A 20,438-nucleotide genomic window follows, 5' to 3' on the forward strand; every position below is an offset into this window, starting at 1 on the left:
CCTGGCGCGCGACATGGTCAACACCCCGCCCAACGACATGGGGCCGCTGCAGATCGAGACCATCGCGCGCGAGATCGCCGAGCAGTACGGCGCCTCGATCACGGTGGTGACGGGGGAGGGCCTGCTCGAAGCCAATTATCCGGCCGTTCATGCGGTCGGTCGCGCAGCGGTTCCGCACCGCGCGCCGCGGATGATCGAGATCTCCTGGGGTGAGGCCGGCAAGCCGCTGATCGCCCTGGTCGGCAAGGGCGTGGTGTTCGACACCGGCGGCCTGGACATCAAGCCCTCGGCCGGCATGCGCAACATGAAGAAGGACATGGGGGGCGCCGCCCACGTCCTGGCCCTGGCCCGGATGATCATGGCCGCCAACCTGCCGGTGCGGCTGGCGGTGCTGATCCCGGCGGTGGAGAACGCCATTTCCGGGGACGCCATGCGTCCGGGCGACGTGCTGGACAGCCGCAAGGGCCTGACCATCGAGGTCGGCAACACCGATGCCGAGGGCCGGTTGATCCTGGCCGACGCCCTGACGCGGGCCGAGGAACTGGAGCCCGCCCTGACCCTGGACCTGGCGACCCTGACCGGCGCCGCGCGCGCCGCCCTGGGGCCGCAACTGCCGCCCTTCTATACCGACGATGAGGAGCTGGCCGGCCAGATCGAAACGGCCATGCGCGCGGTGTCTGACCCGATGTGGCGGATGCCGCTGTGGAAGGGCTATGTCGACGCGCTCGATTCGGACGTCGCCGACCTCAAGAACGACCCGGATGGCTGGGCCCAGGCGGGCTCGGTGACGGCGGCGCTCTTCCTGCAGAAGTTCGCGCCGAAGGGCCCCTGGGCGCACTTCGACATCTTCGCGTGGAATCCGCGTGGTCGGCCCGGCTGGCCGTCGGGCGGCGAGGTGCAGGCCGTTCGTGCGCTCTACCAGATGATTCGGGACCGCTTCGCGTGAGCCGTGACGCACGCGTGACGCTCGCGCGGAGCGATCTGGCGGGCCGAGCGCTGGACGGGCTGGTCGCCGCCGCCGCCTACGCCGATCCGGCGCCGCGCAGCGTCATCTCGCCGGCGGCCGCCTTGCGCCGCTCTCCGGATCTTGGCGCCGAGCAATTGGACCAGGTGCTGTTCGGCGAGATTTTCGACGTGCTGGAGGAGCAGGACGGCTTCGCCTGGGGGCAGTCGCGCCGGGATGGCTATGTCGGATTTGTCGAGAGCGCGGCCCTGGGACCGTTGAGCGGCCTGCCGACCCATCGCGTCGCGGCGATTCGCACCTACGCCTTCGCCGAGCCCAGCATCAAAACCAAAGCCTTCGGCCCCTATTCGATCAACGCCCTGGTTCGCATCGAGGCGCGGGAAGGCCGCTTCGCCAAGGCGGCCGGCGCCGGCTGGTTTATCGAGGACCACCTTGCCCCGACCGGGTGGTTCGAGGACGACGCCGCGGCGGTGGCCGAGCGGTTCCTGGGCGCGCCCTATCTGTGGGGCGGGCGCGAGAGCCTGGGCCTGGACTGTTCGGGCCTGACGCAGCAGGCGCTGGCGGCGTGCGGCATAGCCTATCCGCGCGATACCGATCAGCAGCAACAGCTCGGCGAGCCGCTAACCGCAGATCAGTTGCGGCGTGGGGACTTGGTGTTCTGGAAGGGACACGTGGCGATGATGCTGGACGCTGAGCGGATCATCCACGCCAACGCGCATCATATGGCCACAGCAATCGAGCCCTTGTCGCAGACAAGGGCTCGTTACGTAGCGGCCGGGGTGGGCGAACCCACCGCCTATCGCCGTCCTTAGATGATTAGTGAGCCTTGGCGGCCGGAGCAGCCGCGCCATCAGCGGGAGCGGCCGGAGCAGCCGCGGTCGGGTTCGGAGCCGGGAACGGCAGGGTGGAGCCTTGGCTATGCAGGTAGGCGATCACCGCGATGCGATCTTCCGGCTTCTTCAAGCCGACGAAGGTTCCCAGCGGTCGCGCACGGTCTCGGACCACTAGGAAACAGGTAGACTGGCTCCCCCAGTTTCCCGGACGGTTTACCACGCCCTACGGGCTCCAAATATCGAATGGAGCGACCGGCCGGGCGTAGTGCGTCAGATTTGCGATAGGCCGCCGTCGACGGAGACCTCGCTGGCGGTCATGAAGCTGCTGTCTGACGATGCGAGAAAGGCAGCAGCCGCCCCGAGTTCCGCCGGATCGCCCATGCGCTGGAGCGGAGTCATCGAGGCGAAGGCCCTGATGGCCTCCATGCCTTCCTCGCCTAAGACTTCCAACGCGTGTTCGGTCGTCGTCAGCCCGGGCGACAGCACGTTTACCCGGATGCCGGTGCCCTTCAGGTCCTCCGCCCAGGACCGTGCGAGGTTGCGCACTGCCGCCTTGCTCGCGCTGTAGGCGCTGTATGCCGGGGCGCCCGTGGTCGCGGCGCTTGATGCGGTCAGGATTATCGAACCGCCCGGGCCCATCAGCGGCAGCGCCTTCTGGACCGTGAAGATCGAACCCTTCACATTGGTGTCGAAGACCTCGTCAATGTGCTCGGCGGTGATCTTGCCGAGCGGAAGCTGGCTTCCCACCCCTGCATTGGCGAAGACGATGTCGAGGGTTCCGCGCTCGGCCTTCACCGCCGCGTAAAGTCGGTCGAGGTCGGCCAGATCAGAGACCGAGCCCTTCACCGCGCGGGCATTGGACCCGAGGTCGGCCACAGCGGCGTCGAGCGCTTCCTGCCGGCGGCCGAAGATGAAGACGAAGGCGCCCTCCTCGATGAAGCGCTTTGCTGCGGCGCGGCCGATGCCTGTAGCGCCACCGGTGATCACGGCGGTCTTTCCATTCAGTCTGGTCAACTCAGGATCCTTGGTTGGAGTTGCAAGGAAGCAGGGATTGCTTCCTTGCGGACAAACATGTCGTCCTGATAACCTGCAGACAAGTATGCACCTTTTGGTAAGTATCAAAAGAATGACGACGCCTTCTCAAACCTTCAGTACCGACCTCTCCTACGGGTCTGACACCGCGCTCCGCATCATCTCGGGCAAGTGGAAACCGCTGATCCTGTTTTTCCTGCGCGACGGCCCGAAGCGCTACGGCGAGCTCAAGCGCTTGGTCCGGGGCGTCAGCGACAAGGTGCTGATCCAGCAATTGAAGGATCTGGAGGCCAATCACGTGCTGACGCGAACCGACTACAAGGAAGTGCCGCCGCGCGTGGACTACGCGCTGACTCCGCTCGGTCGCAGCTTGTCTGACGCGATCGTCCCACTGTGCACCTGGCAAGCCGAGCACACGGCGGAAATGGCAAGCATCGTCGCCAAGCGCGACACTTTGCCTTAGACGCCGTCGGCCAACTTGGCGCCATGGCGCCCAGGCGCTTGCCGAGCGTGGCGAACCAGCGTTCGAGCATCGGTCTCACGGCGGCGGCGACGACCCAGAGTTTGGGATTGGACTGTCCAGGCCTGACGCAGCAGGCGCTGGCGGCGTGCGGCATAGCCTATCCGCGCGACACCGACCAGCAGCAGCAGGTCGGCGAGCAGCTGACCGCAGATCGGTTGCGGCGTGGGGACCTGGTGTTCTGGAAGGGGCATGTGGCGATGATGCTGGACGCTGAGCGCATCATCCACGCCAACGCGCATCATATGGCCACAGCAATCGAGCCCTTGTCGCAGACAAGGGCTCGTTACGTGGCGGCCGGGGTGGGCGAACCCACCGCCTATCGCCGTCCTTAGATGATTAGTGAGCCTTGGCGGCCGGAGCCGCCGGGGCTGCGCCAGCGGCCGGACCTTGGCCGGCCGGACCACCGGAAACCGGCGCCGGAGCGGCGGTCGAACCGGTCGCGGTCGGAGCGCCGGCCTCGGCGGCCGGAGCCGCCGCGCCGTCAGCGGGAGCCGCCGGAGCAGCAGCCGCGGCCGGGTTCGGCGCCGGGAACGGGAGGGTGGAGCCTTGGCTATGCAGGTAGGCGATCACCGCGATGCGATCTTCCGGCTTCTTCAAGCCGACGAAGGTCATCTTGGTGCCCGGCACGTGCTTTTGCGGCGCCTTCAGGAACTCCGAGATTTCCTCGTAGGTCCAGATCTTGGCGCGGTTGCCTTCTTCGATCATGCCCGACGAATAGGCGAAGCCCGGATGGGTGCCGGGCTTCTTGCCCAGGGTGCCATGCAGGTTCGGGCCGGTGCCATTGGCGCCGCCGGCGTCGATCGTGTGGCAGGACTTGCACTTGGCGAAGACGGCTTCGCCGGCCTTGATGTCGGCCACTGGCAGCACCGTGCCCCAATCGATCGGAGCTTCGGCGACTGCACCGCCGCCGCCGGTGTCTTCGGCGACTTCGATGGCGTAGCCAGGCTTCTCGACCGGATGCGGCGCGAAAATGCCCGAGGAAATTTCACGAAGGCCGACGATGGCCAGACCGGTCGCCAGCACCGCGCCAACGACTTTGTTGAACGTAAGGTCGCTCATAGTCCTTAAATCGGCCCTCTCAACGGCCAGCCAACGGCTGGCGGAAGCGCGGGTAACCCCGCCCCTTATTGCGCCCGGCTCTCTTACACGCTACCGCCGCCCGCGCAACCAGCCAGTTGGTCGCTTCAGGACCTCATGAAACCGATCATCCTCATCCCAGCCCGAATGGCGGCGACCAGGCTGCCTGGTAAGCCCCTGGCGGATATCAATGGCATACCAATGATCGTCCGTGTGCTGCGCCAGGCGCAGGCGGCGTCCATTGGCCCCGTGGCCGTGGCGGCCGGCGATATCGAGATTGTCGAGGCCGTTCGCGCCGCCGGGGGGCTGGCGGTGCTGACCGATCCGGACCTGCCCTCGGGTTCAGATCGCATCGTTGCGGCTCTGAACGAGATCGATCCGGCGGGCGAGCACGACGTCGTCATCAATTTGCAGGGCGATATTCCCTTCCTGGCGCCGAGCGTCGTCGAGGCGACAGCCCGGCTGCTGGCCGACCAGCCGTCCTGCGACATCTCCACGGTGATGGTCGCCGAGGCGGACCGCGCCGAGCGCTCCAACCCAGATATTCCAAAGGTTGTCGCCTCCATGGCGCCCGACGGGCGCAGCGCCCGGGCGCTCTATTTCACCCGCTCGGTGCTCTATGGAGACGCGCCGGTCTGGCTGCATCACGGCGTCTATGGCTATCGCCGCGAGGCGCTGTTGCGCTTCACCGCCGCCGAGCCTTCGCCGCTGGAACTGCGCGAGCGGCTGGAGCAGCTGCGGGCGCTGGAGCTGGGCATGTCCATCTGGGCGGCGGTCATCGACGAAGCGCCGATCTCGGTCGATAACCCTGCCGATCTCGAACGGGCCCGCGCCCACGCAAGGAAGACTTCATGACCAAGGGACGGATCGCCTTTCAGGGCGAGCTCGGCGCCAATAGCCATGAGGCTTGCGTCGCGGCCTTTCCAGACATGGAGCCGGTGCCGCATGCGGCCTTCGAGGAGGCGTTCGACGCGGTGAAGGCGGGCGACTGCCAGCTCGGCATGATTCCTGTTGAAAACTCGATCGCCGGCCGGGTCGCGGACGTTCACCACCTGCTGCCCTCGTCGGGGCTGAAGATCATCGGCGAGCGATTCAAGCCGATTCACTTCCAGTTGATGGTCAATCCGGGCGTGAAGCTGGAGGACGTGAAAACCGTCGCCTCCATGCCGATCGCGCTGGGCCAGTGCCGCAAGTCGTTGCGCCGCATGGGGCTGAAGACCGAGCCGGTGGGCGACACCGCCCTGGCGGCCAAGCTGCTGTCGGAAAATCCAGATCCGACCCGCGGCGCGATTTCGCCGGCCCTGGCCGCGGAGCTGTACGGCCTGGAGATCGTCGCGCGCGATATCGAGGACGAGCACAACAACACCACGCGCTTCCTGGTGATGACCGCCGACAAGGAACCGCCGCCGCCGCCGTTCACCAGCCCGTGCGTGACCAGCTTCATCTTCCGGGTCCGCAACCTGCCGGCCGCGCTCTATAAGGCGCTGGGGGGCTTTGCGACCAACGGCGTGAACATGACCAAGCTGGAAAGCTACATGGAGAACGGCGCCTTCACCGCGACCTTCTTCTACGCCGAGGTCGACGGCCGCCCCGAAGATCGCGACCTGGCGCTGGCGCTTGAGGAGCTGCGGTTCTTCTCCGAACGGTTCGAGATTCTCGGCGTCTATCCGGCCGATCCCTTCAGGTCGCGTGGCTGATATGAAAACGATCGAGATCGACGTCGCGGCCTGCCGCAATCCCAAGGAATTCGGCCGGGTGCTCCAGGAGGCGATCCAGGCCCTGCCAGGTCACGGCTCCAGCATCGAATCGTTCGTCGATTCGATGGTGTTCGGGACCATGAGCGAGCTCTCGCCGCCGTACATGATCACCGTGACCGGCGCGGAGAACCCCGAGGTTCGGGCCTTCGCCGAGCGGCTGTCCAATGCGATCGGCCAAGCCAGGCTGGAACGCCGGACGCGCCGCGGGGACGATTCCGAGGTCGTGCTGAAGGTGGTTTGAGCCATTTCTCCTCTCCCCGCTGGGGAGAGGTCGGGTGAGGGGCCTTGCGGCCTCGCCGATGCGCTGGTCGGCCGTCAGTAGAGCGCCGCTGCGCGGCCCCCTCACCTAACCTCTCCCGAGGGAGAGGGATGGTTGGCTTCTAGTCTTCGCTTTCCGCCCAGGCTTTCAGGAGCTGGTGGGCGATGGCCATGGCGCCGGGGGCGAAGGTTCCTTCGATCTTGCCGGCCAGCAGGTCGCGCGCCTGCGGCTTGGTGAACCAGCGGACTTCCGACAGTTCGGTCTGGTCGGGCGTGGCTTCGTCGCTGGCCACCTGGGCGATCAGGCCGATCATCAGGGATGACGGGTAGGGCCAGGGCTGGGTCGAGTGATAGACGACCGACAGCGTCTTCAGCCCGGCCTCTTCCTCAAGTTCGCGGGCGCAGGCCTCTTCGATGGTTTCGCCAGGCTCCAGGAAGCCGGCCAGGGCCGAGAACATGCCGGGCGGCCAGATTTCCTGGCGGCCGAGCATGCAGCGGTCCTCGTGCACCGCCAGCATGATCACCACCGGATCGGTGCGGGGGAAATGCTCGGCCTTGCAGGACGGGCAGGACCGCTTCCAGCCGCCGTCGATGACGTCGGTCTGTTCGCCACAGGACGAGCAGTGGCGGTGGCGGCGGCGCCATTCGAACATCTGCTTCGACGTCGCCATGATCGCCGCGTCAGTGGCCGGCAGGCGCAGGGCCATGGCGCGCAGGTCCTCGAATCGGCCAAGGCCGGCCAGCGGCCCGTCGGCTGGATCGACCCCGCCCTCCAGATCGACGGCGAAGACCGCGGTTTCTTGCCACAGGCCCAGGAACAGCAGTCGTTCGGGGCCGCCGGCCAGTTCGTCGGCCATCCTGGACGGCAGGTAGGCGATCTGCACCCCGCCATCCTTGTTGGTCTCGACGAATGGCTTGCCGTTCCACACGGCGACGGCCAGCGAATCAGGCGCAGCAAGCTTTTCGGCGAGCCAAGAGGCGTCGCCGCGCCTTTCGCTGGCGCGGTTCAAAGGGTTGCCGGCGAAGGTGTTCTGGAAGGCGGAAAGAGGCATGTGCGGAGTTGTAGCTCTGCTGCCGCTTGCGCGCGAGCCTCAAGGCCGCGATATAGGGGGCGGAGATCGGGCGATGGGCGGACGCCTCGCCAACTCGGTCAGGTCCGGAAGGAAGCAGCCGCAACGAGTTTCGCTCCGGGTCGTTGCCTGGTCTCCACCCAGAACCCCTTAGGGTTCCAGCCTCAATCCTCGGGCGCCAATGGCTGACGAAGAAGAACCCGAGACCCTCGAGCGCGATCCCAATACGAGCGACATGTTCGGGGCGCCCGTAGCTGCGCCTGCCGCCGCGCCCGCCGAGCAATCAGCCGCCTACACCGTCATTGCGCGGAAATATCGCCCGCGGACGTTCGACGACCTGTTCGGCCAGGAGGCGATGGTGCGCACGCTGCGCAACGCCTTCGCCAGCGGCCGGATCGCCCACGCCTTCATGCTCACCGGGGTGCGCGGGGTCGGCAAGACCACGACCGCGCGCCTGCTGGCCCGGGCGCTGAACTACGAAACCGATTCGATTCACGCGCCGACCCTCGACCTGAACGAGGAAGGCCGCCATTGCCGCTCGATCATCGAGGGCCGGCACATGGATGTGCTGGAGCTCGACGCCGCCAGCCGCACCGGCGTGGCCGACATGCGCGAACTGCTCGACGGGGTGCGTTATGCGCCAGTCGAGGCGCGCTACACGGTCTACATCATCGACGAGGTGCACAAGCTGTCGACGGGGGCGTTCAACGCGCTCCTGAAGACCCTCGAAGAGCCGCCACCCCACGCCAAGTTCATCTTCGCCACCACCGAGATCCGCAAGGTCCCGGTGACGATCCTGTCGCGCTGCCAGCGCTTCGACCTGCGCCGGGTCGAACCGGACGTGATCGTCAAGAACCTGGAGATGATCGCCGGCAAGGAAGGCGCGCAGGTCGAGGACGAGGGCATGCTGCTGATCGCCCGCGCCGCCGAGGGTTCGGTGCGCGACGCCCAGTCGATGCTGGACCAGGCGATCGTCCAGGCCGAGGCCGGCCAGATGGTCACCGCCGGCTCGATCCGCGACATGCTGGGCCTGGCCGACCGGGCGCAGACCATCAGCCTGTTCGAGCAGGTCATGCGCGGGGAGGGCGGTCCGGCGATCGCCACTTTCCGCACGCTGTACAATTTCGGAGCCGAGCCGGGCCAGGTCATGCTCGACCTGCTGGACCACACCCATGGGGCCTCGGTCGCCAAGGCGATCGGCCCGCAGGCCCTGACCTTGCCCAAGGAACAGGCCGCGCGCCTGGCCGCGGTGGGGGCGGCGGTCTCTGCCGGCAATCTGTCGCGGATCTGGCAGATGCTGCTGAAGGCCCATGAGGAGGTTCGCCGCGCGCCTGACGCCGCGGCCGCCTGCGACATGGCGCTGATCCGTCTGGCCTACGCCGCCGACCTGCCTGGCCCAGAGGAGGCGCTGCGACGCCTGCAGTCGGGCGAGCCCCTGACCGGCGGGCCGCCTTCGGGCGGTGGCGGCGGTGGCGGCGGGGTGTCGGCCTCGATGGGCGGCGGCGGGGTCACGGCCCAGGCCCGCGCCATGCCGCAGCCGGCGGTCAGCGACGCGGCCCCGGTGCTGAAGTCCTTCGCCGACGTCATCGCCCTGATGGACAAGAAGCGCGAGATCGCGCTGCGGCTGGACGTCGAGCGCTATGTGCGCCCGATCAGCTTCCGTCCGGGCGTGCTGGAATATGAACCCGCGCCCGGCGCGCCGAACAACCTGGCCCAGCGCCTGGTGGCGAGGCTCAAGGAGTGGACCGGTCAGCCCTGGCTGGTCGCGGCCCAGGGCGGCGGCGGGGCCGAGAGCGCCTGGGAGCGCCAGAAGCGCGAAGAGCGCGAGGTCCGCGCCGAGATCGAGGTCGATCCTTTTGTGCTGTCGGTGATGGCCGCCTTCCCTGGCGCCGAGATCATCAGCGTGCGCAATCTACCCCAACCCGAGGCGTCGCCGATGACCGACGCGCCCGACGAAGACGAAGACGACGAGTGAGGCTGCCATGAAAGATCTCGGCTCCATCATGAAGCAGGCTCAGGCCATGCAGCAGAAGCTGGCCGACGCCCAGGCCCGCATCGCCGAGATCGTGGTCGAGGGCACGTCCGGCGGCGGGATGGTCAAGGTCACCCTGCGCGGTACCGGCGAGCTGTCCGGCGTCGAGCTGGACGAGAGCCTGCTGGCCCCCGGCGAGGGCGAGGTGATCTCCGATCTGATCGTCGCGGCCCATGCCGACGCCAAGCGCAAACTCGACGCCCAGCAGGCCGATCTGATGCGCGAGGCCGCCGGACCGCTGGCCGGAATGAACCTTCCGGGCATGCCGAAGTTCTAACAGGCGCCTGCCGTCTGCTGGCCCGACAACAAGGAATGCGCGATGAGAACTGCGGCCCTGACTCTGACGAGCGTCCTGGTGCTTGGCCTGGCGGCCTGCAGCGGACCGGCGCAACCGGCCAAGGAAACCGCCGCCGAGGCGACGCCCGCCGCGCCCGCCGCTGCGCCCGCCCCTGCCGTCGTCACCCTGCCGGTGGTGGACACCGCCACGGTTCAGGCGCGCCTGACGCCCGACAACACCCTTGAGGTTCTGACCTTCGCCCCGGCCGGCACGACGACCGCGTCCGGCGAGATCAAGGGCTACAAGGCGCCGGTCTACGCCGTGCCGGTGGCGGCCGGGCAGACCCTGGTCGTGGCCTTCAAGTCCGCGAACACCAGCCTCTACATGAACGTGACCGACGCCGCCGACGCCAGCGGGGCCGCGGTCCATCGCGGCGAAGTCGATGGTCCGAACGCTACCCTGACCGCGGTCAAGGACACCACTTATCTGCTGCAGCCGTTCATGGTGCGGGCGGCTGCCCGGCGCGGCGAAAGCGGGCCCTTCGAGATCACCGTCACCCGCAAGTAGGCGCCGTCTTAGCCGCCCAGCCGCTGCTCCATCCGAAACACTTCGTTCGTGCGCTCGCCGGTATCTTGGGTCGTAGCGCCGATCACGACGAAGCCCTGCCGCTCCCAGAAGCGCAGGGCGGCGTCGTTCTGGGCCTGAACGATCAGCCGGACAGCCTTGCCGCCATTGGCCTCGACCCAACGGCGCGTCGCCGCATAGACCTGGGCGCCTAGCCCGCGGTTGCGGGTCTCGGGCGACAGCATCAGCAGGCCCAGATACCAGATGTCCGGCTCTGGATAGCCGCGCAAGACGTCTAGAGCGCCGATCATCCGGCCGGCCTCGAAGAGGCCGAACACCAACTTGTCCTCGTCTTTCACCCCTGGCGGTTTGGCCTGCAGCAGGTCGAGCCCGTCGTGCGAGGCCGGCGGGCGGCCCTCGACCAGTTCGACAAAGGCCGTACAGCGCACGTAGAGGTCCTGGATCTCGGCCGCGTCGGCGTCCGTCAGACGCCGCACCTGGTAGGGCGCTAGCTGTGGAGCCTCTTGTTCTCTCACAGCGTCATCTCCATCCTCGCGTCTGTCGCCTGCGTCGTTACATATGCACGAACGATCGGGACGCTGCTTCGGCGATCCTGCGCCTACCCCTGACGGAGATCACTTGGCAGCTTCCGCCGGACCTGAAATCGAGCGGCTGATCGCGCTGTTGTCGAAATTGCCGGGGCTTGGTCCCCGCTCGGCGCGGCGCGCCACCCTGGCGCTGCTGAAGCGCCGGGACCAGCTCCTGCTCCCGCTAGCCGAGGCGCTGTCGACCGCCGCCCAGCGGGTGAAGACCTGCACACTCTGTGGATCGCTCGACACCCAGGATCCCTGCGCGATCTGCGCCGACACCCATCGCGACGCCTCGCTGATCTGCGTGGTCGAAGAGGTTGGCGCGCTCTGGGCCATGGAGCGCGCGGTGGCGTTCCGCGGCCGTTATCACGTGCTGGGCGGCTTGCTCTCGGCGCTGGACGGCGTCGGGCCTGAGGCCCTGCGGATCGGTCCGTTGGTGGAGCGGGCTTCGGACGGCGGCGTCAGCGAGGTGATCCTGGCGCTGCCGGCCACGGTGGATGGTCAGACCACGGCCCATTATCTGGCCGAGCGGCTCTCCAACGCCGATGTCTCGGTGACCATGCTGGCGCGCGGCGTACCGGTGGGCGGCGAGCTGGACTGGCTGGATGACGGCACCATCAACCAGGCCATGCGGGCGCGCCGGCCCGCTTAGGGCGCTCTCTTCCGAGCGATATCGAGTGCTTGATCACTCATAGCTCATTGGTTATGGATCTAATCAATAGCCAGCGAGTTATGAGTTCCTATGCAAAGCGCTCACGACCAGATTTTCAGAACGCTCGCCGATCCCACTCGGCGCGCCCTCTTCGAGCGGCTGTGCCGCGACGGAGAGCAGACGGTCGGGGCCCTGACGTCTCAAGCCGGGGTGTCGCAGCCGGCGGTCTCCAAGCACCTTGGCGTCCTGAAGCAGGCCGGTCTGGTGCGTGATCGCCACGAAGGGCGTCAGACGCACTATAGCGCCCAACTCGGCGCCTTGGCCCCGCTGGTCGACTGGACGAGCCGGATGACCGGGTTCTGGGAGACCCGGTTCGACGACCTCGAAGATCTGCTCAAGAGGATGGACCAATGAGCCCGACCGCGACTGAAACGCGTTCCGTCGTTGTCGAACGGGAGATCCCGTTCCCCGCCGAAAAGATCTGGCGCGCGCTCACCCAACCCCACCTGATCGAGGCGTGGTTGATGAAGAACGACTTCAAGCCGGAGGTGGGCCACCGCTTTAACCTCACCGGCGAGTGGGGCGGCGTCCTGGGGTGCGAAGTCCTTGCCGTCGAACCGAACAAGACCTTGTCCTACACCTGGAATTTCGACCACGAGGATGCGGCCTACGCCTTGCAGAGCGTGGTGACCTTCACCCTCACTCCAACCGGCTCCGGAACGCTTCTGCGCATGGAGCAAGCCGGCTTCCGCCCCGATCAAAAGCAGGCCTTTGGCGGCGCCCAGGCCGGATGGAAGGGCTTCTTCACCGCCCTGGAAGAGCTTTTGGCGCGCGCTGGTTGAGGGTAGGGACTGCCTGCTTCGGCCCGTCTGCACAGGAGATTCCAACGGGCAGGAACACCTGGAGCCGGCAGATCCATTGCTGGATGTTGTTCGTCTTCGTGTTCCCTATGCGGCGCGGTGGCGAGCCGGTCGAGGCGCTTTACAGACAGGAGTGAAGACCATGGCTGGCAAGACGCCTGGAAAGTCGCCGCAGGACGCTGTGAAGCTGCTGTCCGGCGGCAACCCGCAGATCCCGAAGGGATGCGGAGACGCGCCCGTGCAGGCCTATATCGCGGCCATGCCGGGTTGGAAGAGCGAGGTCGGGCGCCGCCTGGACGCCTTGGTCGAAGCCGCCGTTCCCGGCGTGGCCAAGGCGGTGAAGTGGAACTCGCCGCTGTACGGCGTCGAGGGCCAGGGCTGGTTCCTGGGCGTCCACGTCTTCGCCAAATACATCAAGCTGGCCTTCTTCCAGGGTGCGTCGCTCAATCCGGTCCCGCCGGTCGAGTCCAAGCAGAAGAACGTGCGCTACTTCCACATCCATGAGGCCGACCAGATCGATGAGGCTCAACTCACCGACTGGGTGAAGCAGGCCAGCCAGTTGCCCGGCGAACGAATGTGAGCGGCCCCAGGAAAGGCGACGCCATGACGAAGATGACCAGCCCGACAAAGGGCGCAGATGCGGGGGAGGCGCCCGCTCAGTTGATCGATGCGCGGATCAAGGAATTGGCGGACTGGCGAGGCGAGACGCTCGCCCGTGTCCGAGCCCTGATCAAGCAGGCCGATCCAGACGTGATCGAGACGTGGAAGTGGCGAGGCGTTCCGGTGTGGGAGCACGCCGGGATCATCTGCACCGGCGAGACCTACAAGAGCGCCGTGAAGCTGACCTTCGCCAAGGGCGCTTCGCTCGAAGACCCCTCAGGCCTGTTCAATTCCAGCCTCGAAGGCTCCACCCGCCGCGCCATCGATATCCACGAAGGCGAGAAGATCGATGAAGCGGCTTTTCAGAAGCTCATCGTCGCCGCCGTCGCGCTGAACACCTCGCGCAAGAAGGCCTAGGCTCAGGCCTGCTATCCCAAGGATTGGAAAGCCATGACTGTTCGAACAGGCAGCTGTCTTTGTGGCGCCAGAGCCTATGAGATCGATGGGGACATCGACGGGGTCTGGGTCTGCCATTGCTCCCTGTGCCGCAAGGCCTCGGGCTCGAACGGAAATTCGATTCTGATTGTGCCGCTGGACCGCTTTCGCTGGGTGCGGGGCGAGGATCACGGCGTCACCTTCGCCGTGCGCCCGACCTATTCCATCACCCGCTGCAAGACCTGCGGTACGCCGCTGCCGGCCGAAACAGACGCGCACAATGTCTATGTGACCGCCGGCACGCTGGATGCGCCCCTAGGCAGGGGCGTTCGTACGCATCTGTTCTGCGCTTCAAAGGCCGATTGGGATCGTGACGAAGCCGGGGTCCGACATTTCGACGAGCGGTCGAGTTGATTGCCGATGCGGTCGGAGCCTGACCGAGGCTGGATCGCCTAACGCAGGCCCGACCAGTCGGCGGCGGCCAGGGTGCGGGTGAGAGCTTCGAGGTCGGCCTGAAGCTTGGCGAAGCCCTGCGTGGGCTCCAGGGACACTTCGTCCAGATAGAGCGCGCGGTTGATCTCGATCTGCAGGGCGTGCGTGCGCCGCATCGGGCGACCGTAGTGTTCGGTGGTGTAGCCGCCCGCATAGGGGGCGTTGCGCGCAACACGATAGCCCATGGCTTCCAGTTCGCGCTCGACGCGCTGGGTCACGAGGCTGGAGCACGAGGCGCCGAAGCGATCGCCCAGCACCATGTCGCAGGGGCCGTCACGACCGCCTGTGCGCGCAGCGGCGGCCGGCATCGAATGCCAATCGATCAGTATGGCGTAGCCGTGGGCGGAGTGGGCCTCGCCCAGCAAGCGCGCCAGAGCGGCGTGATAGGGCGTGTGGGTTCCCTCGATCCGGCCTCGCGCCTCGGCGAAGGTCAGCTTGCGAGCGTAGATTTCCTGGCCCTCGGAGACCACGCGGGCGATGGCGCCGAGGCCGGCGGCCACACGGGCGGTGCGGGCGCGGGCGAAGTCGGGCAGTTCGTCGGCGAACATGCCCTGGTCGAGTTCGAAAGCCTCGCGGTTGAGATCGATATAGGCTCGCGCCAGATTGGCCGAGATCATCGCCGCGCCGAGCGAGGGCGAGGCCCCGATCAGCTCATCGACATAGGCGTCTTCAGAACGGCGGATGGCGTGGGCGTCGAGCGCCGCAGCGGCCATCATATCCTCGGGATAGGACCGGCCGGAGTGGGGCGATGCGAACACCAGGGCGGTCGGCGCGGCGGTTCCCGCCTCGGCGGCGCGTCGCACCTCGAAGGGCGGGACCTTCGGCGCGGCGGCATCTGCGGCGATGGGTTCCCAGGCGTTCATCGCGGCCATATGACGATGCGTCTCCCTTCGGGTCAAACGGATCACGATGCTGGCGCGGTTCACCGTGGATTTACATCTGCCGCGCTAGAGTCCCGCTTTACGATTGACGCCTTGCGGAGCGCCCATGCCCCGAATTCTCCTCGCCGAAGACGACGACTCTTTGCGCGGCTTCCTGAGCCGCGCCCTGCAGCGCGCCGGCTATGAGGTGACCTCCTGCGCTGATGGCGAGGAGGCTGTCGCCGTTCTCGACCAGCAATGGGACCTGCTGCTGACCGACATCGTCATGCCGGGCATGGACGGCATCGAGGTCGCTCGTCTGGCCGCGGCGCGTCATCCGGGCCTGCGCATCATGTTCATCACCGGTTTCGCCGCGGTCGCCCTGGCGGCCGGAGAGTCGGCGCCTCCGGGCGCCAAGGTGCTGTCCAAGCCGATTCACCTGCGGGAAATCGTCACCGAGGTGGAGCGGATGATGGCTGCGGCCTAGCCGCGCCAAAACATTCACAGGCGGTGCGTCACATTTTGTTTTGCGACGCTTGCGCGAGGGAGCCCTCGCCGTTATACCGCCGCCTCCCGTCCCCGAAAGGGGGCCCGACTGGTTCGGACGTGTAGCTCAGCGGGAGAGCACCTCGTTGACATCGAGGGGGTCACAGGTTCAATCCCTGTCACGTCCACCATTCCTTTTCTTCCCAGAATTTGATCGGCCAAACCGAAGCAGACTTGGCGTTTCGGTGAGCCGAGCGGCCGGCGCGGCCCATGACTGACGCCGCTTTGCGCCCGTTGCGCGCGGTCAAGCCTCCCAGCACTATCGTTGCATGACCCAATTGATGGACCAGTGGACCCGCGACGCTGCGGCGCCCTTCGAGGGGTGGGACTTCTCCTACCTGGCCGGGCGAATGATCGAGGGCGAACCGCCCTGGTCCTACCTCCACCTGGCGAAGGCGGCGGTCGCTGGCGCGCAGGACATTCTGGATGTGGCGACGGGAGGCGGTGAGATCTTCGCGTCCCTGGCCCCGTTCCCGGGGCTGGCGCGGGCGGTCGAGGGTTACGTTCCGAATCTCGACGTGGCGCGGCGCCGTTTGGGGCCGCTGGGCGTCGAGGTGTTTCAGGGCAATACGCGATCGGGCATGCCGTTCGAGGATCGCACGTTCGACCTGGTGCTGAACCGCCACGGCGGGTTTCGTGCCGCCGAGATGCACCGGATACTGCAGCCCGGAGGGGTGTTCCTGACTCAGCAGGTCGGCGGCGACAATCTGGCCGACTTGGTCGCCGCGTTTGGCGGGCGGCTGGCCTATCCAGACAATACTCTGGAGCGGGTCTGCGCCGATCTCACGGCCCTCGGCTGCGAGATCCTCAAGCGCGAGGACTGGCGGGGCTCGGTGACGTTTCTCGACGTCGGAGCCCTGGTCTACTTCCTGAAAGCCATTCCCTGGGTGATCGAGGACTTCGACGTCGAGCGCCACCGCGGCGTGCTGGAGTCGTTGCATCGCCAACTTCAGGCTGGTGAGCCGTTGCGGTTCACCTATTCGCGCTTCCTGGTCCAGGCGGTGAAGGCCTGACTGACCGCTAGGCGGGCGTCCGAGGCGGCGCCGAACAAGGTCAGGCCTTCGGTCACCGAATAGGAGGGGGAGCCACGGCGTCGTGGTCGAGCAGTTCGGCGCAGAGTTGATAGACGGCGCCCTGGCCGGCGATGTTCCAGAAGGAACCGGCGAACGAGCCCGTACCGCTGGACGCGGCGCCGAAGCGGTAGTGGACGTCGACGCCCAGGTTCTGGCCCTCGGTGATGTCGGATCCAAGAACAGCAGACGCGAAGGCGGATGATGCGGCGCCTGCCAAGACGATCGCGCAGGAAATCGTACCGAATAGTTTCATTTTAATGCTCCACTTGCGCGGTTGTAAGGTTGCAAGCAGGGTGACGATAATTTCCGTCAGGTGGTAGGATCCGTTATTCTAGGATTAAATGTGTGATATTGTTCTTCATATCGGCAATATTCTATAGAAGATGAGAATATAATACCTCATTGTCTAATCGGGACTGTTAAGGCGCAATTCGATGGTGTCGGGAAATTGTTTACAATTGTCGGTATGTTTTCAGGCGTGTTGCTGAACGTCTTTTAAGTCTGCTGTCTTAGGGGCAGGCCAGCACTTGGCGTCTCGTTGCGCTGGTGCTCCTCGGGGCGGGGCGCGTCGCCTCACACGACACTGTCGCGGCCGGAGATCCGGGCCAACTTTCCGCATCCAAGTCAAAAATGCTTTACGCATAACGGTGTTGCGATTTGAACGCAGTTCGAATGGATTGTTGCGGACTTGCAAGATTGACCTAGCGTCCTCCCTCTAAACAAGCGTTTCATCCCTTCACCCACGGACGACCATCGCGTCAGATCGATAACGGCGTCCGGCGAGGGGGAGGAAGAAATGTTGAAGAGTAGGTATTTCTACAGCGGCTCGATCATGGCTGTCGCTATGGCCATGGGCGGTCACGCCATGGCCCAACAGGCCACCGTCGAAGAGGTGGTCGTCACCGGGTCGTTCATCCGTGGCACGCCAGAAGACGCCGCTCTGCCGGTCGATGTCATCGGTGCTGAAGAGCTCTCGAAGCGCGGTTCGCCAACCACCATCGACCTTATCAAATCGCTGCCGATCAGCGGGCCGGTCCTGGGCGACTCCAACCAGTTCTCGACCACGGCCCAGGGCCAGGTCGGCGCCGGTACGATCAACCTGCGCGGGCTGGGCAGCCTGCGGACCCTGGTCCTCTTGAATGGCCGTCGCACCACCGCCTCGCCTGGCGCGGGCAGCGGGGGCGTCGATACCAACCTGATGCCTGCGGCCGCCATCGGCCGCGTCGAGGTGCTGAAGGACGGGGCGGCGGCGACCTATGGCTCGGACGCGATCGCCGGGGTGGTCAACTTTATCACCCGCAAGAACTTCGAAGGCCTGGACGTGGCGGCGGACTACCGGTTCGTCGACGGCTCGGACGGCGACTATAGCGCCAGCGCGGTCTACGGCTGGGTCGGCGAGAACGGCAACATCCTGCTCAGCGCCGGCTACCAGCACCGCTCGGAGTTGCGGACGACCGAGCGCGACTGGGCCAACCAGCCCTATCTAACCAACCCGTCGGGCTATTCGGTGCTGGGTCAGCCGCCGTCGTTCCTGCCGCGCAACGGGCTCACCCCCACGGCGGGCGTCCAGCGCGACGCCAACTGCTCGGCCGTCGGTGGTTTCGCCGGGCTCAGCGGCACCACGCCGGCCTGCTACTTCACCTATGTGCCTTTCGACAACCTCATCGAGGATGAGGACCGGTTCCAGATCTACGCCGAAGCCAATATGGACTTCGCCGACAATCTGCGGCTGCACGTCGAGGGCCTCTACGCCAAGACCGACATTCCGAACATTCTGTTCTCCCCGTCCTATCCGCCGACCTCGGGTCCGAACGGTCCGGGCAGCGTCGGCGTCTTTACTGCGCCGGTTACAAACCCTGGCGTGCTGACGGCTTTGCAGCAGGCGGGCCTGTCGCCTGGCGTGATCGGGGCGACCAACAACGTCTCCCTGACCCTGTTCCGGGCCTTGGGCGCGGGCGGTAACCCGGCCGAGAACTATGGCGGCCAGGTCGGCAGCCGCACCTATGACATCTACCGGGTGTCGGCCTCGCTGAGCGGCGAGATCGGCGGCATCGGCTGGGATACGGCGGTCACTTACTCGGACGCCACCAGCGACCAGACCACCACCGACATCCTGATCGATCGCCTGCAGCGCGCCTTGAACGGCTTTGGCGGCTTCAACTGCACCGGTACGACGCCGGGCCAGAACGGTTGCCAGTACTTCAACCCGTTCTCGAACGGCTATTCCGGCAACCCGGCTCTGGGCCTGACCAATCCGGGCTACGTGTCGGCGAACGCCAACAATCCGGAGCTGGTCCGCTACCTGTTCGACCCCCAACGCACGCAGAACACCCAGAGCCTGCTGGTGGTCGATGCGGTCATCAACGGCAAGCTGCCCTGGACGCTCCCGGGCGGTGACATCGGCTGGGCCGCCGGCGCGCAATATCGCCGCAGCGAACTGCAGACCACCCTGGGCAGCGCCTTCCAGGACCGCCGGATCAATCCGTGCCCGGTCCCTGGCCAGCAGAACTGCGCCGTGCAGACCGGCCCCTATATCTTCCTGGGCCAGAGCACGCCGTCGCAGCTGGATGACTCGATCTACGCCCTGTTCGCCGAAGCCAGCCTGCCGATCACCGACAACATCAACGCCCAGTTGGCGATCCGCTACGAGGACTACGGCGGGGAGACGGGCTCGACGACCAACCCGAAGCTGGCTCTGAAGTGGCAGGTGTTCGAGGACTTCGCCCTGCGCGGTTCGGTCGGCACCACCTTCCGTGGACCGACCCCAACCAACCGTTCCACCAACCAGGTCACGGGTCTGTCTGGGATCATCGCGGCGGGCAACAACTTCAAGTCCGTCGACTTCCCCGGCAATCCGTCGATCGGTCCGGAGAAGGCGTTCACCTATAATATCGGCGCCATCTACGAGCGGAACGGGTTCCGGGCGATTATCGACTACTGGAACTTCAAGATCGAAGACCAGATCGTCAACGTCCCGGCAAACGTCATCGCCACCTCGGTGGCCGGCGTCGGCAACGGCACGCAGTTTGTAAACTGCGCCAATCCGCTGCGGGGCCTGATCACCTTCAACAACAACAACAGCTGCACCCAGGGCGTGACCGTCGGCAACGACATCGCCCGGGTCCGGTCCGAGCTGACCAACGGCCCGGAGATCAAGGCGTCCGGCATCGACTTCTCGCTGGATTATCGCGCCAACGACGTTTGGGGCGGAACGGCCTCGGTCGGCGTCGCCGCCAGCTACTACCTGCAGTACAAGTTCGAGGAGTTCACCTTCAACGGCGTGATGGTCAGCCCCGCCTACGAGGCCAAGGGCTTCACCAACTACGACCGCCTGCCGGGAACGATCTCCGATTGGCGCGCCAACGCCTATGCCGAGTTCGGGAAGGGCATCCACAACATCCGCGCCGACATGACCTTCGTCGACGGGGCCATCGACAACCGTGCGCCGATCAGCATCCAAAACGCCACCGGCGTGCTGGTCCCGATCACGTTCGGCCAGAAGGTGGACGACTACTATTCGATGGATTTGACCTATCGGGTCGAACTGCCGTGGGACACGACGCTCACCGCCTCGGTGTTCAACGTGTTCGACCGCGACCCGTCGGCCGCGCGCCTGGAGCTGAGCTACGACCCCTTCATCGGGAACGTCTACGGCCGCAGCTACAAGCTTGGGATCCGCAAGCACTTCTAAGTCTTGCCGGCATAGATCGGACAGGCCGCCCGGCTAGAATCGGGCGGCCAATTCCCGCCCGCCATGGGCCGGGTCTCGCCTTGAAGGCGCCTCAGGGTTTCCCCTGCGGCGCCTTTTTTCATGGGCGCGGCTTGGGCGCCACAGTGCCACATTCGGCGCGTTTGGGCGGCCTCGACTCAAGTCTCCAAGTTTTCGAACGAGGGGCATGATCCGAACTACGTTCGGTTGAGTGGTTCGATTGAAAATTGCACT

25 protein-coding genes, 1 tRNA gene, 1 other RNA gene and 1 pseudogene are annotated in these 20,438 nt (G+C 66.1%); 21 read left to right on the forward strand and 7 right to left on the reverse strand.

Annotated elements, in window-relative coordinates:
- Both Q8M13_RS02165 and Q8M13_RS02170 read left to right on the forward strand, forming a co-directional pair.
- The coding region (locus tag Q8M13_RS02165; protein ID WP_305297979.1) for a M17 family metallopeptidase at positions 1–946 on the forward strand (946 nt) is incomplete at its 5' end.
- A complete protein-coding gene (locus Q8M13_RS02170; protein WP_305297980.1) occupies positions 943–1,776 on the forward strand; it encodes an NlpC/P60 family protein in 834 nt (277 codons plus the stop codon). The genes Q8M13_RS02165 and Q8M13_RS02170, both read left to right, overlap by 4 nt.
- Positions 1,777–1,780: 4 nt before the next feature.
- Here the strand turns inward: Q8M13_RS02170 and Q8M13_RS02175 are convergent.
- Both Q8M13_RS02175 and Q8M13_RS02180 read right to left on the reverse strand, forming a co-directional pair.
- Positions 1,781–1,939, reverse strand: a pseudogene (locus tag Q8M13_RS02175) (cytochrome c family protein); the annotation flags it as partial.
- 128 nt (positions 1,940–2,067) lie between these two features.
- On the reverse strand, positions 2,068–2,811 hold the full coding sequence (locus Q8M13_RS02180; RefSeq protein ID WP_305297981.1) for an SDR family NAD(P)-dependent oxidoreductase: 744 nt from the start codon (positions 2,809–2,811) through the stop codon (positions 2,068–2,070).
- A gap of 112 nt (positions 2,812–2,923) precedes the next feature.
- On the opposite strand from Q8M13_RS02180, the gene Q8M13_RS02185 reads away from it, so the two are divergent.
- Both Q8M13_RS02185 and Q8M13_RS02190 read left to right on the forward strand, forming a co-directional pair.
- Complete coding sequence (locus Q8M13_RS02185) at positions 2,924–3,292, forward strand: helix-turn-helix domain-containing protein (protein WP_305297982.1); 369 nt, start codon at positions 2,924–2,926, stop codon at positions 3,290–3,292.
- Between the two features lie 47 nt (positions 3,293–3,339).
- Positions 3,340–3,684, forward strand: a complete 345-nt coding sequence (locus Q8M13_RS02190) for a C40 family peptidase (RefSeq protein WP_370869923.1) — start codon at positions 3,340–3,342, stop codon at positions 3,682–3,684.
- 4 nt (positions 3,685–3,688) lie between these two features.
- On the opposite strand, the gene Q8M13_RS02195 is transcribed toward Q8M13_RS02190, so the two are convergent.
- Positions 3,689–4,411 carry a cytochrome c family protein gene (locus Q8M13_RS02195; RefSeq protein WP_305297983.1) on the reverse strand — a complete coding sequence of 241 codons (723 nt, stop codon included), beginning with the start codon at positions 4,409–4,411 and terminating at the stop codon, positions 3,689–3,691.
- Between the two features lie 135 nt (positions 4,412–4,546).
- Here Q8M13_RS02195 and Q8M13_RS02200 point away from each other — a divergent pair, with 135 nt between their 5' ends.
- From Q8M13_RS02200 to Q8M13_RS02210, 3 genes are read left to right on the forward strand one after another with little or no spacing between them, the layout of a single operon-like run.
- Positions 4,547–5,284, forward strand: a complete 738-nt coding sequence (locus tag Q8M13_RS02200) for a 3-deoxy-manno-octulosonate cytidylyltransferase (protein WP_305297984.1) — start codon at positions 4,547–4,549, stop codon at positions 5,282–5,284.
- Positions 5,281–6,126, forward strand: coding sequence for a prephenate dehydratase (locus tag Q8M13_RS02205; RefSeq protein WP_305297985.1), 846 nt, complete (start codon positions 5,281–5,283; stop codon positions 6,124–6,126). Before Q8M13_RS02200 ends, Q8M13_RS02205 begins: the two co-directional genes overlap by 4 nt.
- 1 nt (position 6,127) lies before the next feature.
- On the forward strand, positions 6,128–6,427 hold the full coding sequence (locus tag Q8M13_RS02210) for a hypothetical protein (RefSeq protein ID WP_305297986.1): 300 nt from the start codon (positions 6,128–6,130) through the stop codon (positions 6,425–6,427).
- A 139-nt stretch (positions 6,428–6,566) separates the two neighbouring features.
- On the opposite strand, the gene nudC is transcribed toward Q8M13_RS02210, so the two are convergent.
- Complete coding sequence (gene nudC, locus Q8M13_RS02215) at positions 6,567–7,496, reverse strand: NAD(+) diphosphatase (protein ID WP_305297987.1); 930 nt, start codon at positions 7,494–7,496, stop codon at positions 6,567–6,569.
- Positions 7,497–7,560: 64 nt separating this feature from the next.
- Between nudC and ffs the strand changes: the two genes are divergently transcribed.
- The 4 genes from ffs to Q8M13_RS02235 all read left to right on the forward strand — a co-directional run bounded on the left by ffs (position 7,561) and on the right by Q8M13_RS02235 (position 10,390).
- Positions 7,561–7,652: signal recognition particle sRNA small type (gene ffs / locus Q8M13_RS02220), an RNA gene on the forward strand.
- Positions 7,653–7,695: 43 nt separating this feature from the next.
- Positions 7,696–9,489: a DNA polymerase III subunit gamma/tau gene (locus tag Q8M13_RS02225; protein WP_305297988.1), complete on the forward strand. Its 1,794-nt coding sequence runs from the start codon at positions 7,696–7,698 to the stop codon at positions 9,487–9,489.
- 7 nt (positions 9,490–9,496) lie between these two features.
- Entirely contained in the window at positions 9,497–9,823 is a 327-nt protein-coding gene (locus Q8M13_RS02230; RefSeq protein ID WP_305297989.1) for a YbaB/EbfC family nucleoid-associated protein, read from the forward strand.
- Between the two features lie 42 nt (positions 9,824–9,865).
- A complete protein-coding gene (locus Q8M13_RS02235; RefSeq protein ID WP_305297990.1) occupies positions 9,866–10,390 on the forward strand; it encodes a hypothetical protein in 525 nt (174 codons plus the stop codon).
- A gap of 8 nt (positions 10,391–10,398) precedes the next feature.
- On the opposite strand, the gene Q8M13_RS02240 is transcribed toward Q8M13_RS02235, so the two are convergent.
- Positions 10,399–10,923, reverse strand: a complete 525-nt coding sequence (locus tag Q8M13_RS02240) for a GNAT family N-acetyltransferase (protein WP_305297991.1) — start codon at positions 10,921–10,923, stop codon at positions 10,399–10,401.
- A gap of 103 nt (positions 10,924–11,026) precedes the next feature.
- Between Q8M13_RS02240 and recR the strand changes: the two genes are divergently transcribed.
- The 6 genes from recR (at position 11,027) to Q8M13_RS02270 (ending at position 13,938) form a co-directional block, all read left to right on the forward strand.
- A complete protein-coding gene (gene recR / locus Q8M13_RS02245) occupies positions 11,027–11,629 on the forward strand; it encodes a recombination mediator RecR (RefSeq protein ID WP_305297992.1) in 603 nt (200 codons plus the stop codon).
- Between the two features lie 90 nt (positions 11,630–11,719).
- Positions 11,720–12,043, forward strand: a complete 324-nt coding sequence (locus tag Q8M13_RS02250; protein WP_305297993.1) for a helix-turn-helix transcriptional regulator — start codon at positions 11,720–11,722, stop codon at positions 12,041–12,043.
- Entirely contained in the window at positions 12,040–12,471 is a 432-nt protein-coding gene (locus Q8M13_RS02255) for an SRPBCC domain-containing protein (protein WP_305297994.1), read from the forward strand. Before Q8M13_RS02250 ends, Q8M13_RS02255 begins: the two co-directional genes overlap by 4 nt.
- A gap of 160 nt (positions 12,472–12,631) precedes the next feature.
- Positions 12,632–13,069 (forward strand): DUF1801 domain-containing protein, encoded by a 438-nt coding sequence (locus tag Q8M13_RS02260; protein ID WP_305297995.1) that lies wholly within the window; start codon positions 12,632–12,634, stop codon positions 13,067–13,069.
- 23 nt (positions 13,070–13,092) lie between these two features.
- Positions 13,093–13,506 carry a DUF1801 domain-containing protein gene (locus Q8M13_RS02265; RefSeq protein ID WP_305297996.1) on the forward strand — a complete coding sequence of 138 codons (414 nt, stop codon included), beginning with the start codon at positions 13,093–13,095 and terminating at the stop codon, positions 13,504–13,506.
- A 33-nt stretch (positions 13,507–13,539) separates the two neighbouring features.
- Positions 13,540–13,938: a GFA family protein gene (locus tag Q8M13_RS02270; RefSeq protein WP_305297997.1), complete on the forward strand. Its 399-nt coding sequence runs from the start codon at positions 13,540–13,542 to the stop codon at positions 13,936–13,938.
- 38 nt (positions 13,939–13,976) lie between these two features.
- Here Q8M13_RS02270 and Q8M13_RS02275 read toward each other — a convergent pair whose 3' ends face one another.
- A complete protein-coding gene (locus Q8M13_RS02275; protein WP_305298006.1) occupies positions 13,977–14,879 on the reverse strand; it encodes an N-formylglutamate amidohydrolase in 903 nt (300 codons plus the stop codon).
- 124 nt (positions 14,880–15,003) lie between these two features.
- Here Q8M13_RS02275 and cpdR point away from each other — a divergent pair, with 124 nt between their 5' ends.
- From cpdR to Q8M13_RS02290, 3 genes are all read left to right on the forward strand, one after another.
- On the forward strand, positions 15,004–15,363 hold the full coding sequence (gene cpdR, locus Q8M13_RS02280) for a cell cycle two-component system response regulator CpdR (RefSeq protein WP_305297998.1): 360 nt from the start codon (positions 15,004–15,006) through the stop codon (positions 15,361–15,363).
- 115 nt (positions 15,364–15,478) lie between these two features.
- A tRNA-Val gene (locus Q8M13_RS02285) sits at positions 15,479–15,553 on the forward strand.
- A gap of 138 nt (positions 15,554–15,691) precedes the next feature.
- Positions 15,692–16,435, forward strand: coding sequence for a class I SAM-dependent methyltransferase (locus tag Q8M13_RS02290; RefSeq protein ID WP_305297999.1), 744 nt, complete (start codon positions 15,692–15,694; stop codon positions 16,433–16,435).
- 52 nt (positions 16,436–16,487) lie between these two features.
- On the opposite strand, the gene Q8M13_RS02295 is transcribed toward Q8M13_RS02290, so the two are convergent.
- Entirely contained in the window at positions 16,488–16,748 is a 261-nt protein-coding gene (locus tag Q8M13_RS02295; protein WP_305298000.1) for a hypothetical protein, read from the reverse strand.
- A gap of 543 nt (positions 16,749–17,291) precedes the next feature.
- On the opposite strand from Q8M13_RS02295, the gene Q8M13_RS02300 reads away from it, so the two are divergent.
- Positions 17,292–20,186: a TonB-dependent siderophore receptor gene (locus Q8M13_RS02300; protein WP_305298001.1), complete on the forward strand. Its 2,895-nt coding sequence runs from the start codon at positions 17,292–17,294 to the stop codon at positions 20,184–20,186.
- Positions 20,187–20,438 lie beyond the last annotated feature (252 nt).

Origin of the sequence: Phenylobacterium sp., assembly GCF_030681155.1 — a bacterium.
Lineage (GTDB): Bacteria > Pseudomonadota > Alphaproteobacteria > Caulobacterales > Caulobacteraceae > Phenylobacterium.

Excerpts from the sequence above, each read along its gene's own strand:
- Q8M13_RS02265 (WP_305297996.1), top strand. The coding sequence starts at position 13,093 with ATGACGAAGATGACCAGCCCGACAAAGGGCGCAGATGCGGGGGAGGCG.
- Q8M13_RS02270 (WP_305297997.1), top strand. The coding sequence starts at position 13,540 with ATGACTGTTCGAACAGGCAGCTGTCTTTGTGGCGCCAGAGCCTATGAG.
- Q8M13_RS02275 (WP_305298006.1), bottom strand. The coding sequence starts at position 14,879 with ATGAACGCCTGGGAACCCATCGCCGCAGATGCCGCCGCGCCGAAGGTC.
- Q8M13_RS02225 (WP_305297988.1), top strand. The coding sequence starts at position 7,696 with ATGGCTGACGAAGAAGAACCCGAGACCCTCGAGCGCGATCCCAATACG.
- Q8M13_RS02295 (WP_305298000.1), bottom strand. The coding sequence starts at position 16,748 with ATGAAACTATTCGGTACGATTTCCTGCGCGATCGTCTTGGCAGGCGCC.
- Q8M13_RS02195 (WP_305297983.1), bottom strand. The coding sequence starts at position 4,411 with ATGAGCGACCTTACGTTCAACAAAGTCGTTGGCGCGGTGCTGGCGACC.
- Q8M13_RS02255 (WP_305297994.1), top strand. The coding sequence starts at position 12,040 with ATGAGCCCGACCGCGACTGAAACGCGTTCCGTCGTTGTCGAACGGGAG.
- Q8M13_RS02200 (WP_305297984.1), top strand. The coding sequence starts at position 4,547 with ATGAAACCGATCATCCTCATCCCAGCCCGAATGGCGGCGACCAGGCTG.
- Q8M13_RS02210 (WP_305297986.1), top strand. The coding sequence starts at position 6,128 with ATGAAAACGATCGAGATCGACGTCGCGGCCTGCCGCAATCCCAAGGAA.
- Q8M13_RS02300 (WP_305298001.1), top strand. The coding sequence starts at position 17,292 with ATGTTGAAGAGTAGGTATTTCTACAGCGGCTCGATCATGGCTGTCGCT.
- nudC (WP_305297987.1), bottom strand. The coding sequence starts at position 7,496 with ATGCCTCTTTCCGCCTTCCAGAACACCTTCGCCGGCAACCCTTTGAAC.
- Q8M13_RS02185 (WP_305297982.1), top strand. The coding sequence starts at position 2,924 with ATGACGACGCCTTCTCAAACCTTCAGTACCGACCTCTCCTACGGGTCT.
- Q8M13_RS02250 (WP_305297993.1), top strand. The coding sequence starts at position 11,720 with ATGCAAAGCGCTCACGACCAGATTTTCAGAACGCTCGCCGATCCCACT.
- Q8M13_RS02205 (WP_305297985.1), top strand. The coding sequence starts at position 5,281 with ATGACCAAGGGACGGATCGCCTTTCAGGGCGAGCTCGGCGCCAATAGC.
- Q8M13_RS02230 (WP_305297989.1), top strand. The coding sequence starts at position 9,497 with ATGAAAGATCTCGGCTCCATCATGAAGCAGGCTCAGGCCATGCAGCAG.
- cpdR (WP_305297998.1), top strand. The coding sequence starts at position 15,004 with ATGCCCCGAATTCTCCTCGCCGAAGACGACGACTCTTTGCGCGGCTTC.
- Q8M13_RS02260 (WP_305297995.1), top strand. The coding sequence starts at position 12,632 with ATGGCTGGCAAGACGCCTGGAAAGTCGCCGCAGGACGCTGTGAAGCTG.
- Q8M13_RS02290 (WP_305297999.1), top strand. The coding sequence starts at position 15,692 with ATGACCCAATTGATGGACCAGTGGACCCGCGACGCTGCGGCGCCCTTC.
- Q8M13_RS02235 (WP_305297990.1), top strand. The coding sequence starts at position 9,866 with ATGAGAACTGCGGCCCTGACTCTGACGAGCGTCCTGGTGCTTGGCCTG.